Source organism: Pantoea sp. MQR6 (assembly GCF_022761075.1).
GTDB classification, from domain to species: domain Bacteria; phylum Pseudomonadota; class Gammaproteobacteria; order Enterobacterales; family Enterobacteriaceae; genus Pantoea; species Pantoea phytostimulans.
Genome location: NZ_JAKYXB010000002.1, coordinates 574,454 through 589,878, shown reverse-complemented (window position 1 = coordinate 589,878; position 15,425 = coordinate 574,454). Strand labels below are relative to the sequence as shown.

Below are 15,425 nucleotides of genomic sequence, written 5' to 3'. Positions count from 1 at the left end.
TAAATTTTATTAAAACTAAGCTAATAAAACCCGCCAATAATCCCACATTATCTTTTTAGAATGTCTAAACTCGCTGCAAATAACTCACATGCACGATCACGCTGCCGTATAAATTGAGTTTCAAGCATCAGCCAGAAGCGCTCACTACACTGCTCTGATCTATGGCCACGGAGTATTTGCAAGCCGGGAAAAGCACCTCCGTGATAACTCAAATCAGGGTGATAATCATCACTCGCGCGATATCTCACACGATGCAAGATCCCAATTACTCTTTTTAAATCAGAAGGTTGATGCCCAAGCAATAATGCTTTTTCCAATGCTTGCAGCATTTGATCGATAGGCTTAACAGAAAACATCGGATCGAGTTCGCTCTGCAGCTGAGCCAAGGCACCGCGTAATGCACAGACATAACTTGTTGGATCAACAGGAAGTGTGTCAGATAACAGTAATGTCTCTAGCCAGCGTTGATGAATTTGTACATCGCGCCATAAATGCGCCTCATCGACTTTATCAAGCGTATCTTCCTCAGTATGCCACCACCAACCGCCACCGCTTCCCGGAGAAAGAGAAGTGCGTAAGGCTGGCTCTTCTCGCAATGCAAAATGCAATGGAATTCCTAATCCCCAAAAGGACTGATCGCCGCCTTTGCCCATAGGTGTGATGCGTGATGCAGTGGTTCCCGTTACCGATGTTATCGCTTGATTCAACCAGAACGTGGATTCTGCACCGCTGGCATTGACGACAACTTCACTACCTCCCACGCAGCCTGGTGAGTCAACGTTGATATGTGCCACGCAATGCTGCATAAGTTCGGCACGATAGTTATCGGCATACCATGTTGAGCCACCATAACGCGCATTTGAGTGACCAGGCCAAAACGCGATGCGTAATCCTCGTTTTAACGGTCCGCTGTTATGAGCAAAATGTAGCGCCATCGCCAGACAAAGTGCATTCCCCGTTGCATTATCGGTCACGCCTTCATGCCAGGAATCGTAGTGAGAAGAGAGCAGGACAAACTCTTCGCTTTCCCCCGTCAATTCCACTATCGGTAACGAACACTCCGCGACATGCTCATGTAACCGGGTAAAAATGCATGCTTGTAACGGTGAATGCAGCATATGCTGCAAAAGGGTTTTACCCTCCTGATGATTGATACTTATTACGGGCAAAGTTGGATAGCGCAGCACGTCATCGGGTACAGGTGTACCCCAAATCGGGCCCACCGTTTCCTCATGCAAGGCCGGCTCCACCGAACCCCAAATATGAATTAATCCAGCCGCACCCGCCTGCATAAGACGCTGAACATAATCTTCATAACCTTGATCAGCCACTACGAGTTTTCCGCGAACTGCGTTGGCCCAACTTTCATATTCATATTCAGGCACAAAAACCAGCGAGCGTTGATCATAATACAACTCAGCCTCAATACCTTCGGGGCAATGCGCTGAAAATGAGCGCGTTTTTGCTGGGATTGTTAAAGGCACGCTGCCTTGCACTATTAACGAACCTTCCAAAGGATCACTAAGCCAGAGCCGACAACGCTCGCGCTTAAAAGGAATTTGATGTGTCCTCAGTTGCGCGCAAAGCCAGTCAACGCTGCGTTCAGCATCCGCGCTTCCCGAAAGGCGATGCAAATGCTGAAACGATTGCAACAGCGCTTGCATTGCCTGCTGCAAATCATTTGGCAGCATGGGTACTTTCTGCACGAGTAACTTTCATTTCTAAATCGCCAAAATAGTGTTGTTTCACTTTTTCCCAAGTGCCATCAGCCATGATTTTAGCCAGACCTTCGTTCAGCAACTTCTGTGTTTTTGTATCGTCTTTACGCACGCCATAGGCAGAACCAATGCTGAACAGCAAATCGTCACGTACTTCTGGGCCGGTTAAAGCAAAATCTTTTCCTTCCGGTTTATTCAGGAAGCCGTAAGTCACCGCCACGCCAGGGCTCAGTGCGCCATCCAATCGGCCAGAAGCCAGATCTTGATAAATAACGTCCTGGTCAGGATACATCACGATATCAACACCCTTAGGAGCCCAATATTTATTGGCATACATTTCCTGTATAGAACCCTGCTGCACTGCAATACGTTTGCCGAGCAAAGACGCGACGTCAGGTTGTAAGTTGCTCCCTTTATGCACAACTAACTTTGTAGGGATATGGTAGATAAAATCGCTGAAATCAATGGATTTACGCCGTTTTGCTGTTGCGCCTAACGGGGAGATGAAATCGACTTTTTTGGCCATCAATGAGGGAATCTCAGCGTCGAAACTGCTGACGACATAATCACATTTAACCTGTACTGCTTTGCAAACCGCGTTAGTGATATCGATTTCAAAGCCGGTTGGCGTACCGTTTTGATCACGATACTGAAAAGGTGGGTAACTCAAATCTGCGCCTACACGTAATGTCTCTCCGGCGGCATAACTTGTGCCTGCCATCCCCAAGGCCAATGTAGCCAGTAACGTTAATGCTGATTTCATTTTGAATCTCCAACAGAATGAGCCGCTTGCCAGGCACAAAATTCCTGACGTACAGATTGAAAGTGTTCAGGGTTTTGCAGATCAAACGCAGTCATTGCTAACGCTTTTGCTGCATTAAGCATGGCGTCGATACCTGCATCAGAAGCCGCCGCTATGGCGAATTCTGGGGTATGTGGCACCACGTCGCCGATACGTAAATAAGGGTGAATAGCTGCGGTAAGTTGGCTGACATTACCGATATCAGAGGAGCCAACGCCACCGCGTTCCGGTGGCGCTTCTGTTGTTAGACCCAGTTGCAAAAGGTTGTGCTGGAACAAATCGGCTAGCGCCAGATTATTATTGCGCTCTGCATAAGTTAGCCCTTCTTCAATCTCAACGCGCGCGCCACTCATTGCGGCCGCGGCTTCAACGGCAGCGAACACTTTATGTCGCACCGTTTGCAAGCCAGTTACTGTTGCCGCACGCATCAGGAATTTGGCTTCCGCATAGGCTGGTACAATATTTGTGGCATCACCACCGTGCGTAATAATGCCGTGTACGCGCACATCATCTGTAAAAAACTGCCGTAATCCATTGATACCCACAAATGTCTGGATCACGGCGTCAAGCGCGCTGATACCAAGATGGGGAGCGGAAGCAGCATGGGCTGCTTTGCCGTAAAATTTGAATACCGCATCAACACAAGCTAACGCGCCGCGCGTCACCATGTTTTTCTCTCTGGGATGAAACATCATCACAGCATCGACATCGGTAAAGATCCCTTGCTCGGCCATAATGATTTTTCCGCCGCCTTCCTCTTCTGCAGGCGTGCCAATGACTTCCAGACAACCTGAATTCAGCGCGCCACTCTGCACTAACGCTAAAGCCGCTGTTACCGAGGCGGTACCAATCAAGTTATGTCCACAAGCATGCCCTAATTCAGGCAGCGCATCATATTCTGCCAGTAACGCTATACGTGGCCCGGGTTTGCCGCTGTCATAACGGGCAATAAAGGCGGTTTCCAGTTCTGCTAGCGGCTGGGTAAGAATAAATCCAGCGTCACGAAGCGGCTGCTGCAACGCAGCAGAGGAACGATGCTCGTTGAAGCTCAACTCAGGATGGCTATGTATATCGCGGGACAGTGCTGTCATAGCGTCTCGTAACTGCTCAACAGCATAAATAATTTTATTCTTCTGCTCTTTCATGGTGCACCTAAGGCTTTTCTCTCACCATAAAGGTGCGAGTAATGCATTGAATTAAAATGTATTACTCAGATATAAACCCGTTGAACATTAATTCCCAATTGAGCTTTTTTATTGCTTGCGGCTTTAAAGCAAAAATTATTTTATGGAAGGGGCATTATCAGGAGCGTGACGGTGAACGAAAAAGATTGGCAGATTATTTATACGGTGTGGCAATACCACAACATTACCCGCGCAGCAGAACAACTGTTTACGTCGCAACCCGCACTGAGTTATCGGCTGAAACAGATTGAACGCAAGCTAGGCGTTTTATTATTCGAAGAGAGTGGACGTCAAATAGTTTTCAGTGCTCAAGGGCGCTATCTGGCACAACATGCTGAGAAAATGCTTAACGAGTCACAGCAATTGCGACAAACCCTACAGAGTTTGAATCTGCCGCGACAGGGTGAATTACGTATTGGCGTAACCAGCAATTATGCCGCCTATTGTCTGCCAGAAATATTGGCGCGCTTTAGCCAGCAGCACAGTGGCATCCGGGTAAATTTGGTTAGCGGATTAAGTGAGGAGATGTACCAAAAGCTGCAACGTGAGGAGATCCATGTTGCGCTGGTTAAAGATGATTACCACTGGCGCGATGGCAAACGACTGGTCGACATTGATGATTATTGGCTGGTTAGTCAGCAGCCACTCGATTTAAAGCTGCTACCGCAGTTACCACAAATTCGTATCAACCATGGCGGGCATATTACGCATCTGATTGAGCGATGGTGGAATGCCAATTTCACGCTAGCACCGCGCATAGCGATGCAAGTCGATAAATTGGAAGTGTGCCTGGCGATGGTTGAGCGTGGGTTAGGATATGCCATTGTTTCAAGCTATCAGCCGCTTTCAGATCGGCTTTGGTGCCAACCTTTGCAAGTGGCTGGTACAGCACTTAAAAGCCGAACCTGGTTACTCTATCGTCATGCCAGCAGCGATGCGTCAGTGATTTTGCCCTTTGTCGAGATGTTCACCGATCTAAGTTGAAACATTTTCATCATTTGCATGAAGTCTCGACATTACAGAGTCACCAGGCTAAGGTTGGGCATCTGGATGTCTAAACGTTTATACGGTTATAAGAGGTAAGCAGGCTATGCCAATCAGGGTTCCCGACGAATTACCGGCTGCGAATTTTTTGCGCAATGAAAATGTTTTTGTGATGACGTCATCGCGCGCCAGTATTCAGGAGATCCGCCCGCTTAAAGTACTGGTACTGAATCTCATGCCTAAAAAGATTGAGACTGAGAACCAGTTTCTGCGCCTGCTTTCTTACTCGCCCTTGCAGATCGATATTCAGCTGTTACGCATCGATAGCCGCGAATCTCGCAATACGCCTACAGAGCATCTCAATAACTTCTACTGTAATTTCGAAGATATTAAGCATGATAACTATGATGGCTTAATCGTTACAGGTGCGCCGCTGGGGCTGGTTGATTTCAATGATGTTGCTTACTGGCCGCAGATTCAGCGCATATTGCATTGGGCTAAGGAACACGTCACCTCAACGCTGTTTGTCTGTTGGGCAGTTCAGGCCGCGCTAAATATCCTGTACGGTATTCCCAAGCAAACGCGTCAGCACAAATTATCTGGCGTCTTTGAGCATCAAACCCTGCATCCACACGCCTTGCTGACCCGAGGATTTGACGATAATTTCCTGGCTCCGCATTCACGTTATGCCGATTTTCCCACTCAACTCATCACTGATTACACCGATCTTGAGCTGTTTGCTGAATCGGAACAAACCGGCGCGTATCTGATGGCCAGTAAAGATAAACGTCTGGCGTTTGTCACCGGGCACCCGGAATATGATGCGCTGACATTATCGGGTGAATACCATCGTGATTATGAGGCTGGCTTAAACCCTGCTATTCCGCACAATTATTTTCCTCAGGATAATCCTGAGTTGCCGCCGCGTGCGACATGGCGCAGCCACGGTAATCTGTTGTTTTCTAACTGGCTTAACTATTACGTCTACCAGATCACACCATACGATCTGCGCCATATGAATCCAACCTTAGAGTAATTCCCGACTTCATCAAATCAGACCGTGATAGCCACTCGCTGTCACGGTTTTTTTGTGTCTGTATTTCAGTAGTGAAAACCATTCCTTCTATTAAACATGTTTTAATTAATTATTTATCAATAAGATAAATCGTTAATAAGATTAAAATGGAAATAGTTTTTGATTTTAAAATTAAAATGCATATGCTTTGATCCTGTAGCTTAAAAATTACCCTACATTCGGATCCACCCACGTCGATCTCGCTAATAACAGGAGTAAGCCACCATGACAGACTCGGTTATCAGTAGTGCTTTAGATTTCACTCAGCCCTTTAATCATGCCGAACAGCAGCTTCTTACCCCAGAAGCGATTGCGTTTTTGCATGCATTGGTCGAACGTTTTACTGCGCAACGTGAGGCTTTATTAGCGATACGTCAGCAGCGGCAGCAACGTTACGACGAGGGAGAACTTCCAGGATTCGATATGGAAACGGATTCCATAAGAGAAGGCGAGTGGCGGATCCGAGCTATCCCACAAGATTTGAGGGATCGTCGGGTGGAAATTACCGGGCCGCCCGATCGCAAAATGGTGATTAACGCCCTGAATGCCAACGTTAATGTTTTCATGGCAGATTTTGAGGATTCACTCACGCCTGAATGGCAGAAACTGATCGAAGGACAACAAACCCTACGTGAAGCCGTAAAGGGAACGCTGCGCTTTACTGGCGATAACGGCAAAATCTATCAGCTGTGCGCCAATCCTGCAGTGTTGATGTGTCGGGTGCGCGGCTTACATCTGTCAGAAAAGCACGTTCAGTGGCAAGGGAAGCCAATATCCGGCGGCTTGTTTGATTTCGCGCTCTACTTTTTTCATAACGTCGAAGCGCTACTGGCAAAGGGCAGCGGCCCCTATTTTTATTTGCCAAAAACTGAGAGCGGACAAGAGATCGGCTGGTGGCGTGAGATCTTCACTTTTACCGAGGATCGTTTTGATCTACCGCGCGGCACAATTAAAGCCACCGTTTTAATCGAAACCTTACCAGCAGTGTTTCAGATGGATGAGATCCTCTGGAATCTGCGCGATCACATTGTGGGACTGAACTGCGGTCGCTGGGATTACATCTTCAGCTACATCAAAACGTTGCGTCAACATCCCGATCGTATTCTTCCCGATCGTCAATCCATTAGCATGGCGCAGCCGTTTCTGGACTGTTATTCCCGCTTGCTGATCAAAACCTGCCATCGTCGTGGCGCGTTCGCGATGGGCGGCATGTCGGCGCTGATTCCGAGTAAAGAGGCTGCGCGTAACGAATGGGTGTTACAACGGGTAAAAGAAGATAAGCAGCGCGAAGCAAACAATGGGCATGACGGCACATGGATTGCGCATCCGGGACTGGCAGACACGGCAAAAGCGGTATTCGATGACGTGTTGGGCAACAGACTGAACCAGCTTGATGTGATGCGAAATGATGACGCCGCAATCGTTGCCGAGCAATTATTGGCACCTTGTGAAGGCGAGCGTACCGAAGCGGGAATGCGTGCGAATATTCGCGTTGCGCTGCACTATCTCGAAGCGTGGATTGGCGGTAACGGCTGCGTCCCGATTGAAGGATTGATGGAAGATGCCGCCACCGCTGAAATCTCACGTACCTCAATCTGGCAATGGATACGCCATCAGCAAAAGCTCAACGATGGACAACGCGTAACCACCGAGCTGTTCCAGAAATGGCTTACCGAAGAGCTCATTAACCTACAAACCTCGCTGGGCGATGCGCGTTTCAACGCCGGTCGCTATGGTGAAGCTGCGCAGCTAATGGTGCAAATCACCACAGAAGATAAATTGGTTTCGTTTCTCACTCTGCCGGGCTACCGCCTGATCCCATGAATGAAGGAGCCGTTGCTATGATACGTACCCAACAAATTCAACAACTCGAACAGGGTTGGCAAAATAGTCGCTGGAAAGGCATCACTCGCCCTTACAGCGCGGCAGAGGTAGTTAACCTGCGCGGTTCCGTTAATCCAGCCTGCACGCTGGCGGAACGTGGCGCGGAGAAATTATGGTCATTGCTTAATGGCGAGGCGAAGAAAGGCTATATCAACAGTCTTGGCGCGTTAACGGGCGGCCAGGCTTTGCAGCAGGCCAAAGCTGGCATTGAAGCCATTTACCTTTCCGGTTGGCAAGTCGCGGCAGACGCCAACGTCGCTGGGCAGATGTACCCGGATCAATCGTTGTATCCAGTGAACTCCGTGCCCGAGGTGATCGAACGTATCAACCGAACCTTTCAGCGCGCCGATCAGATTCAATGGTCCAGCGGCATTGAGCCTGGCGACAGCCGCTACATCGACTATTTCTTGCCGATTGTCGCTGATGCAGAAGCGGGTTTTGGCGGGGTACTGAATGCCTTTGAGTTAATGAAATCGATGATCAGCGCGGGGGCATCGGCGGTGCATTTTGAAGATCAGCTGGCTGCGGTGAAAAAGTGTGGTCACATGGGGGGCAAGGTGTTGGTGCCCACGCAGGAAGCCGTGCAAAAACTGGTTGCGGCGCGTTTAGCTGCAGATGTGATGGGCGTGTCAACGATCTTGCTGGCGCGCACTGACGCTGACGCTGCAGATTTGATCACGTCCGATTGCGATGAATATGACCGTCCGTTTATTCGTGGCGATCGTACCGCCGAAGGATTCTTCCGTACCAACGCTGGTATTGAACAGGCGATCAGTCGTGGCCTGGCTTACGCACCCTATGCCGACGTACTGTGGTGTGAAACATCCACGCCCGATCTGGCGATGGCAGCCCGTTTTGCCGAGGCAATCCACGCTCAGTTTCCTGGCAAGCTGCTGGCCTACAACTGTTCGCCCTCATTCAACTGGAAAAAAAATCTCGACGACAGCACCATCGCCAGCTTTCAGCAGGCGCTAAGCGAGATGGGGTATCGCTTTCAGTTCATCACGCTGGCGGGCATTCACAGTATGTGGTTCAACATGTTCGACCTTGCCCAGGCCTATGCGCAAGGCGAAGGGATGCGACACTACGTGGAAAAAGTGCAGCAGCCAGAATTCGCAGCCCGTGAACGCGGTTACAGCTTCGCTTCGCATCAACAGGAAGTCGGCACCGGCTATTTCGATCAGGTCACCACCCTTATTCAGGGCGGAAAATCGTCGGTGACGGCGCTAACCGGCTCGACGGAAGAACATCAGTTTTAATTCTCTGTCTCTGTTTCCCGCCTGCCACTTCACAGGCGGGCTTTTTATGGGGGACGCGCCATGCCGCCACGCGAATCGTTGATTGCCCATACCATTCTGCAAGGTTTCGACGCCCAGTATGGTCGCTTTCTGGATATCACCGCTGGCGCGCAGCAGCGCTTCGAGCAGGCCGAATGGCATGCGGTGCAGCAGGCGATGAAAGCACGTATTCATCTTTATGATCATCATGTTGGGTTAGTCGCCGATCAGCTGCGCATTCTGAACGGCGCCGCCAGCTGGGATGATGCGTTTTGGTTGCGGGTAAAAAGTCATTACGAAACCTTGCTGCCGGGCTACCCACGCTATGAAATTGCTGAAAGCTTTTTCAACTCGGTTTATTGCCGACTGCATGGACACGAACATTTACAACCCCAGCGTTTGTTTATCGTGAGCTCGCAACCTGGTGCGACAAATATTGCGCCTTCGCGTCCGCTCTCTCGCTGCTATCAACCGCAGCAAGGCTGGCTGGCGCTGATTCATCAGCTGCTGCGCGATCTGCCTTTAACACTTCAGTGGCAGGATAGTGCGCGGGATGAAAAGTGGATTGTGCAGCATCTCAATGAACACTTTACGGCCGTGGAATTAGAACAGGGTTGGCTGGACGTAAGCTGTGAACTTTTTTTCCGTAATAAAACCGCCTGGATTGTGGCGCGGTTGCATTTGCCGCAGGGAATTTATCCTTTTCTGCTCCCGATTCAGCGCAGCGAAAAGGGCGAATTGTGGATCGATACTTGCCTAACGGCGAGGGACGATGCCAGCATTGTGTTTGGTTTCGCGCGCGCTTATTTCATGGTTTATGCGCCGATCCCCGCCGCGCTGGTGGCGTGGCTACAGCCGATTCTACCGGGCAAAACGCTCGCTGAACGCTATATGGCAATCGGCTGCCAGAAACACGGTAAAACTGAAAGCTATCGCGAGTACCTCCAGGCGTTGGCTAACACGCAACACCCTTGTGAAGTCGCGCCTGGCGTGCGTGGCATGGTGATGATGGTGTTCACGCTGCCAGGATTTGATCGGGTATTCAAAGTGATCAAAGACCGCTTTGCCCCACAAAAAGAGGTTACAGAAGCGCAGGTGCGCGCCTGTTATCAATTGGTTAAAGAACACGATCGCGTAGGACGCATGGCGGATACTCAGGAATTTGAGCAGTTCGCGCTGCCGTTGAAGCAAATTTCTCCTGCACTAATGGCGGAACTTAACGCGACGATTGCTGAAAAAATGCATATTGAAGGCGATCGCCTCATCATCCGCCATCTTTGGCTGGAGCGACGTATGCAGCCGCTCAACCTTTATCTTACTCAGGCGAATGCCGCACAGCGAAAGCATGCCATCACGGAATACGGTAATGCCATCAAACAGTTGGCGGCGGCCAATATCTTTCCTGGTGATATGTTGTTTAAAAATTTTGGTATGACGCGCCATGGTCGCGTGGTGTTTTATGACTACGATGAAATCCGCCCAATGAGTGAACTCCATTTTCGTGACGTGCCGGCAGCGCGTTATGAAGAGGATGAGTTAAGCGCTGAGCCTTGGTACAGCGTGGGAGTGGATGATGTTTTTCCCGAAACCTTTCGCTACGCATTGTGCAGTGAAGCGACAACAGGCGCGCTGTTACAGCAGCTGCACCCTGAGCTTTTCGACGCGAGCTGGTGGCGTGCCCAGCAGCAGCGCATCACGCAAGGTCACGTCGAGGAGGTCATCGCCTGGCAGCAGGCGCAGCGCTTCAGCGAGCGTTATGCTAACGTCCGCTGTACGCCAGCGTTACCTGACGTGCTTCACGAATGACCAGCGCGCCTAACTCGGTGATGCGATCGTCAGTCATGCGTGCAATCGGCCCTGAAATAGAGATCGCGGCGAAGGCTTCACCGTGTTCGTCATAAATCGGTGCTGCCACACAGCGCAGGCCCAGCGCATGTTCTTCATCATCAAATGAGAATCCCGCTTTACGCACCTGAGCCAGGTTTGCTTTGAGGCTTTGCGGCGACATCAGCGTCTTGGGTGTGTAGTGATGCAATCCCTTTTGATGCAGCAGCGCGGTGACTTGTTCGTCGGTCAGATGCGCCAGAAAAACTTTGCCCGCGCCAGAGGCGTGCATCGGTAATTTTCCCCCAATGGGCGCAGACATACGCATCAACTGCGTACACTGCACTTGATCGATAATCACCGCCTGATGATCGCTGAGATCCAGCACCGCCAGATTAACGGTTTCACCCGACGTCTCCATTAACGAGCGCAACACCGGATGCACCAAGGCCAGCAGATTGCGGCTCTGCAAAAAGCTGCTGCCGACCACAAAAGCATGGGCGCCAATAGTCCAAAAGCCGAGATCGCCGACCTGACGCACAAAGCCTTGCTGCTGCATGGTAGTCAGTAAACGATGCGTGGTGGAATTAGGTAAACCCGCTTGCTGAGCGAGTTCGGTGAGCGCGACGCTGCCGTGAGAATCCGCGATCAGTTCCAGTAATGTCAGGCCACGGGTTAAGGATTGAACCTGCCCGACTGCAGGTGTAGCAGCGATCGTGCCGCGAGGTTTCTTACCGCGTTTGGCGGCCACAGGTGTAACCATTGCTGTTTCTCCTTCTGCAATATGGAAATCATTTTCGTTTTAATTGGCTGATTTGCAATCAACGCTTTTCTGGTCGGATCTGTTAGTCGTTTTGCCTGAAAATGTCTCATCCAAGGTTGCTTTGACCCTTCACGAAGTTATGACAGTATGTCGGGCGGGTATTTCTGCCAGCAGATTGACGTTAATGAGGCAACAGTGAGCAACAAAATCGAAGCGCTGCATCAGCAGCTCGCGCAACGCATTATGGTGTTGGACGGCGGCATGGGCACCATGATCCAGAGCTACAAGCTGGATGAGCAGGATTTTCGCGGCAGCCGTTTCGCTGACTGGCCCTGCGATCTCAAAGGTAACAACGATCTGCTGGTATTGAGCAAGCCGGAAGTGATCCGCGAGATCCACAACGCCTACCTTGCCGCGGGTGCCGATATTCTCGAAACCAATACCTTTAACTCTACCACCATCGCGATGGCGGATTACCAGATGGAATCGCTGTCGGCAGAGATCAACTTCGAAGCCGCCAGGCTTGCGCGCGCCAGCGCAGATGAATGGACGGCGAAAACGCCGGATCGTCCACGCTATGTCGCGGGCGTATTAGGCCCAACTAACCGCACGTGCTCGATCTCGCCGGATGTTAACGATCCCGCTTATCGTAACGTGACCTTCAATCAGTTGGTGGATGCTTATCGTGAATCCACACGGGCGCTGGTGGAAGGTGGCTCTGACATCATCATGATTGAAACGGTGTTTGATACTCTGAACGCCAAAGCGGCGGTTTACGCGGTTAAAACTGAGATGGAAGCGCTGGGCGTGGACCTGCCGCTGATGATCTCGGGCACTATCACCGACGCTTCTGGGCGTACGCTTTCTGGGCAAACCACTGAAGCCTTTTATAACTCGCTGCGTCACGCCGAACCGCTGTCGTTTGGCCTTAACTGTGCGCTGGGTCCCGATGAGCTGCGTCAGTATGTGGCGGAGCTGTCGCGCATTGCGGAAGGTTACGTTACCGCCCATCCAAACGCGGGTTTACCCAACGCCTTTGGTGAATATGACCTCGACGCCGACATTATGGCGCAGCAGATTGGTGAATGGGCGACGTCAGGCTTTCTCAATATTATCGGCGGCTGCTGTGGGACTACGCCGGAGCACATTGCCGCAATGGTGCGTGCGGTTGAAGGTGTTGCGCCACGTAAGCTGCCAGAAATCCCCGTCGCTTGCCGGCTTTCCGGTCTTGAACCGCTGAATATCACCGCTGAGTCGCTGTTCGTGAACGTGGGTGAACGTACCAACGTCACCGGTTCAGCCAAGTTCAAACGCCTGATTAAAGAAGATAAGTACAACGAAGCGCTGGAAGTGGCGTTGCAGCAGGTTGAAAGCGGCGCGCAGATCATCGACATCAACATGGATGAAGGCATGCTTGACGCCGAAGCGGCGATGGTGCGTTTCCTGAATCTGATCGCCGGTGAACCTGACATTTCACGCGTGCCGATCATGATCGACTCCTCGAAATGGGAAGTGATCGAAAAAGGCCTGCAATGTATTCAGGGCAAAGGCATCGTGAACTCCATCTCAATGAAAGAGGGCGAAGAGGTCTTTATTCATCATGCGCGTCAGGTACGTCGTTACGGCGCCGCGATGGTAGTAATGGCGTTTGACGAAGTCGGTCAGGCAGATACGCGCGCGCGAAAAATTGAAATCTGTCGCCGCGCCTACAAAATCCTGACTGAGCAAGTGGGCTTCCCGCCGGAAGACATCATTTTTGACCCCAATATCTTTGCGGTGGCGACCGGCATTGAAGAACACAACAACTACGCAATGGATTTCATCGGCGCCTGTGAAGACATCAAACGCGAATTACCACATGCGATGATTTCTGGCGGCGTGTCCAACGTCTCGTTCTCATTCCGCGGCAACGACCCGGTGCGTGAGGCGATTCACGCCGTGTTCCTCTATTACGCCATCCAAAAAGGCATGGATATGGGGATCGTCAACGCCGGTCAGCTGGCGATTTATGACGATTTGGCTGACGAACTGCGAAACGCGGTCGAAGACGTTATTCTCAACCGCCGCGATGATGGCACCGAACGGCTGTTGGATTTAGCCGAGAAATATCGCGGCGGCAAAAGCGATGGCTCACAAGAAAAACAGCTGGCTGAATGGCGCAGTTGGGACGTGGTGAAGCGCCTGGAATATTCGCTGGTTAAAGGCATTACCGAATTTATTGAACAGGATACTGAAGAGGCGCGTCAGCAGGCTCCGCGTCCAATTGAAGTGATCGAAGGTCCGCTGATGTCAGGTATGAACGTGGTGGGCGATCTGTTTGGCGAGGGCAAAATGTTCCTGCCGCAGGTAGTAAAATCAGCGCGGGTGATGAAGCAAGCGGTGGCTTACCTGCAACCCTTTATTGAGGCGAGCAAAGAAGCGGGGCGCAGCAACGGCAAAATCGTGCTGGCGACGGTAAAAGGCGATGTGCACGACATCGGTAAAAATATCGTTGGCGTGGTGTTGCAGTGTAATAACTACGAAATCATCGATCTTGGCGTGATGGTACCGGGCGAAAAAATCCTGAAAACCGCCCGCGAAGTGAACGCTGATATCATTGGCTTATCGGGCTTGATCACGCCGTCGCTGGATGAAATGGTCAATATGGCCAAAGAGATGGAGCGTCAAGGCTTCACGCTGCCGCTGCTGATTGGCGGCGCGACCACATCAAAAGCGCATACCGCGGTGAAAATTGAGCAGAACTACAGCGGCCCGACGGTGTATGTGCAAAATGCCTCGCGCACGGTTGGCGTGGTTTCCTCACTGTTATCCGCTACGCTGAAAGATGACTTCGTGGCGCGCACCCGCAAAGAGTACGAAACTGTGCGTATTCAGCACGCCCGCAAGAAACCGCGTACGCCGCCGGTTTCATTGCAGGTTGCGCGTGATAACGCCACCAGCCTTGACTGGGAAAGTTACACGCCGCCGGTGGCGCATCGTCTTGGTGTTAGCGCGGTAGAGGCGAGCATTGATACGTTGCGTAACTACATCGACTGGACGCCGTTTTTTATGACCTGGTCGCTGGCGGGCAAATATCCGCGCATCCTTGAAGATGAGGTGGTAGGTGAAGAGGCGAAACGCCTGTTTGCCGACGCCAACGATATGCTGGATAAGCTGAGTGAAAAAGGCGCACTGAAGCCACGCGGTGTCGTCGGTATTTTCCCGGCCAATAGCGTTGGTGATGACATTCATATCTACAAAGATGAGCAGCGTGACGACGTAATAAGTGTGAGTCATCACTTACGTCAGCAGACAGAGAAAACCGACTTCGCCAACTACTGTCTGGCCGATTTCGTCGCCCCTAAAAGCAGCGGAAAAGCGGACTACTTTGGCGCGTTTGCCGTTACAGGCGGACTCGAAGAAGATGAGCTGGCAGAGGCTTACGACCGTCAGCATGACGACTACAACAAAATCATGGTTAAGGCGCTCGCCGATCGTCTGGCAGAAGCATTTGCCGAGTATCTGCATGAGCGGGTGCGTAAAGTGATTTGGGGCTTTTCGCCGAATGAAAACCTCAGCAATGAAGAGTTGATTCGCGAAAATTATCAGGGAATTCGCCCTGCGCCAGGTTATCCGGCCTGCCCGGAGCACACCGAGAAAGCCGCGATTTGGCAACTGCTGGACGTTGAAACCATGACCGGTATGAAGCTGACGGAATCTTTTGCCATGTGGCCTGGCGCGTCAGTTTCAGGTTGGTACTTCAGCCATCCTGACAGCCGCTACTTTGCAGTGGCGCAGATTCAGCGCGATCAGGTTGAGGATTATGCGGCACGTAAAGGGATGTCGGTAACGGAAGTCGAACGCTGGCTGGCACCGAACCTGGGTTACGATGCGGATTAGCAGCAGAACAGCGTAAACAACAAGGGCGACCCGGT

Annotated in this window: 10 protein-coding genes; 6 read left to right on the top strand and 4 right to left on the bottom strand. The window is 51.2% G+C overall.

The features are described 5' to 3' along the window. Window positions 1-47: 47 nt before the first annotated feature. The 3 genes from MUG06_RS12755 to MUG06_RS12745 are packed head-to-tail and all read right to left on the bottom strand — an operon-like array spanning window position 48 to window position 3,611. Complete coding sequence (locus MUG06_RS12755) at window positions 48-1,691, bottom strand: M28 family peptidase (RefSeq protein ID WP_243078813.1); 1,644 nt, start codon at window positions 1,689-1,691, stop codon at window positions 48-50. Next, window positions 1,678-2,481 carry a transporter substrate-binding domain-containing protein gene (locus MUG06_RS12750; protein WP_243078812.1) on the bottom strand — a complete coding sequence of 268 codons (804 nt, stop codon included), beginning with the start codon at window positions 2,479-2,481 and terminating at the stop codon, window positions 1,678-1,680. The genes MUG06_RS12755 and MUG06_RS12750 overlap by 14 nt, the downstream gene beginning before the upstream one ends. Next, window positions 2,478-3,611, bottom strand: a complete 1,134-nt coding sequence (locus tag MUG06_RS12745; RefSeq protein ID WP_243078811.1) for a M20 family metallopeptidase — start codon at window positions 3,609-3,611, stop codon at window positions 2,478-2,480. The genes MUG06_RS12750 and MUG06_RS12745 overlap by 4 nt, the downstream gene beginning before the upstream one ends. A gap of 225 nt (window positions 3,612-3,836) precedes the next feature. Between MUG06_RS12745 and MUG06_RS12740 the strand changes: the two genes are divergently transcribed. From MUG06_RS12740 to aceK, 5 genes are all read left to right on the top strand, one after another. Further along, window positions 3,837-4,688, top strand: coding sequence for a LysR family transcriptional regulator (locus tag MUG06_RS12740; protein ID WP_243078810.1), 852 nt, complete (start codon window positions 3,837-3,839; stop codon window positions 4,686-4,688). Between the two features lie 106 nt (window positions 4,689-4,794). Then, entirely contained in the window at window positions 4,795-5,724 is a 930-nt protein-coding gene (gene metA / locus MUG06_RS12735; protein WP_215847928.1) for a homoserine O-succinyltransferase, read from the top strand. A 264-nt stretch (window positions 5,725-5,988) separates the two neighbouring features. Next, window positions 5,989-7,587, top strand: coding sequence for a malate synthase A (gene aceB / locus MUG06_RS12730; RefSeq protein ID WP_243078809.1), 1,599 nt, complete (start codon window positions 5,989-5,991; stop codon window positions 7,585-7,587). A gap of 17 nt (window positions 7,588-7,604) precedes the next feature. Further along, entirely contained in the window at window positions 7,605-8,906 is a 1,302-nt protein-coding gene (aceA, locus tag MUG06_RS12725) for an isocitrate lyase (protein WP_243078808.1), read from the top strand. 60 nt (window positions 8,907-8,966) lie between these two features. Then, complete coding sequence (gene aceK / locus MUG06_RS12720) at window positions 8,967-10,730, top strand: bifunctional isocitrate dehydrogenase kinase/phosphatase (RefSeq protein ID WP_243078807.1); 1,764 nt, start codon at window positions 8,967-8,969, stop codon at window positions 10,728-10,730. Here aceK and iclR read toward each other — a convergent pair. After that, window positions 10,684-11,511 carry a glyoxylate bypass operon transcriptional repressor IclR gene (gene iclR, locus MUG06_RS12715; protein WP_215847925.1) on the bottom strand — a complete coding sequence of 276 codons (828 nt, stop codon included), beginning with the start codon at window positions 11,509-11,511 and terminating at the stop codon, window positions 10,684-10,686. The genes aceK and iclR overlap by 47 nt on opposite strands. 195 nt (window positions 11,512-11,706) lie before the next feature. Here iclR and metH point away from each other — a divergent pair, with 195 nt between their 5' ends. Continuing rightward, the gene (gene metH / locus MUG06_RS12710) at window positions 11,707-15,390 is read left to right on the top strand and encodes a methionine synthase (RefSeq protein ID WP_243078806.1); all 3,684 of its coding nucleotides are present in this window, start codon (window positions 11,707-11,709) and stop codon (window positions 15,388-15,390) included. Window positions 15,391-15,425: the final 35 nt, after the last annotated feature.

Bases quoted from the DNA above. Each gene is read 5' to 3' on its own strand.
- MUG06_RS12755 (WP_243078813.1), bottom strand. From the start codon at position 1,691: ATGCTGCCAAATGATTTGCAGCAGGCAATGCAAGCGCTGTTGCAATCG.
- MUG06_RS12750 (WP_243078812.1), bottom strand. From the start codon at position 2,481: ATGAAATCAGCATTAACGTTACTGGCTACATTGGCCTTGGGGATGGCA.
- MUG06_RS12745 (WP_243078811.1), bottom strand. From the start codon at position 3,611: ATGACAGCACTGTCCCGCGATATACATAGCCATCCTGAGTTGAGCTTC.
- metA (WP_215847928.1), top strand. From the start codon at position 4,795: ATGCCAATCAGGGTTCCCGACGAATTACCGGCTGCGAATTTTTTGCGC.
- aceB (WP_243078809.1), top strand. From the start codon at position 5,989: ATGACAGACTCGGTTATCAGTAGTGCTTTAGATTTCACTCAGCCCTTT.
- aceA (WP_243078808.1), top strand. From the start codon at position 7,605: ATGATACGTACCCAACAAATTCAACAACTCGAACAGGGTTGGCAAAAT.
- aceK (WP_243078807.1), top strand. From the start codon at position 8,967: ATGCCGCCACGCGAATCGTTGATTGCCCATACCATTCTGCAAGGTTTC.
- iclR (WP_215847925.1), bottom strand. From the start codon at position 11,511: ATGGTTACACCTGTGGCCGCCAAACGCGGTAAGAAACCTCGCGGCACG.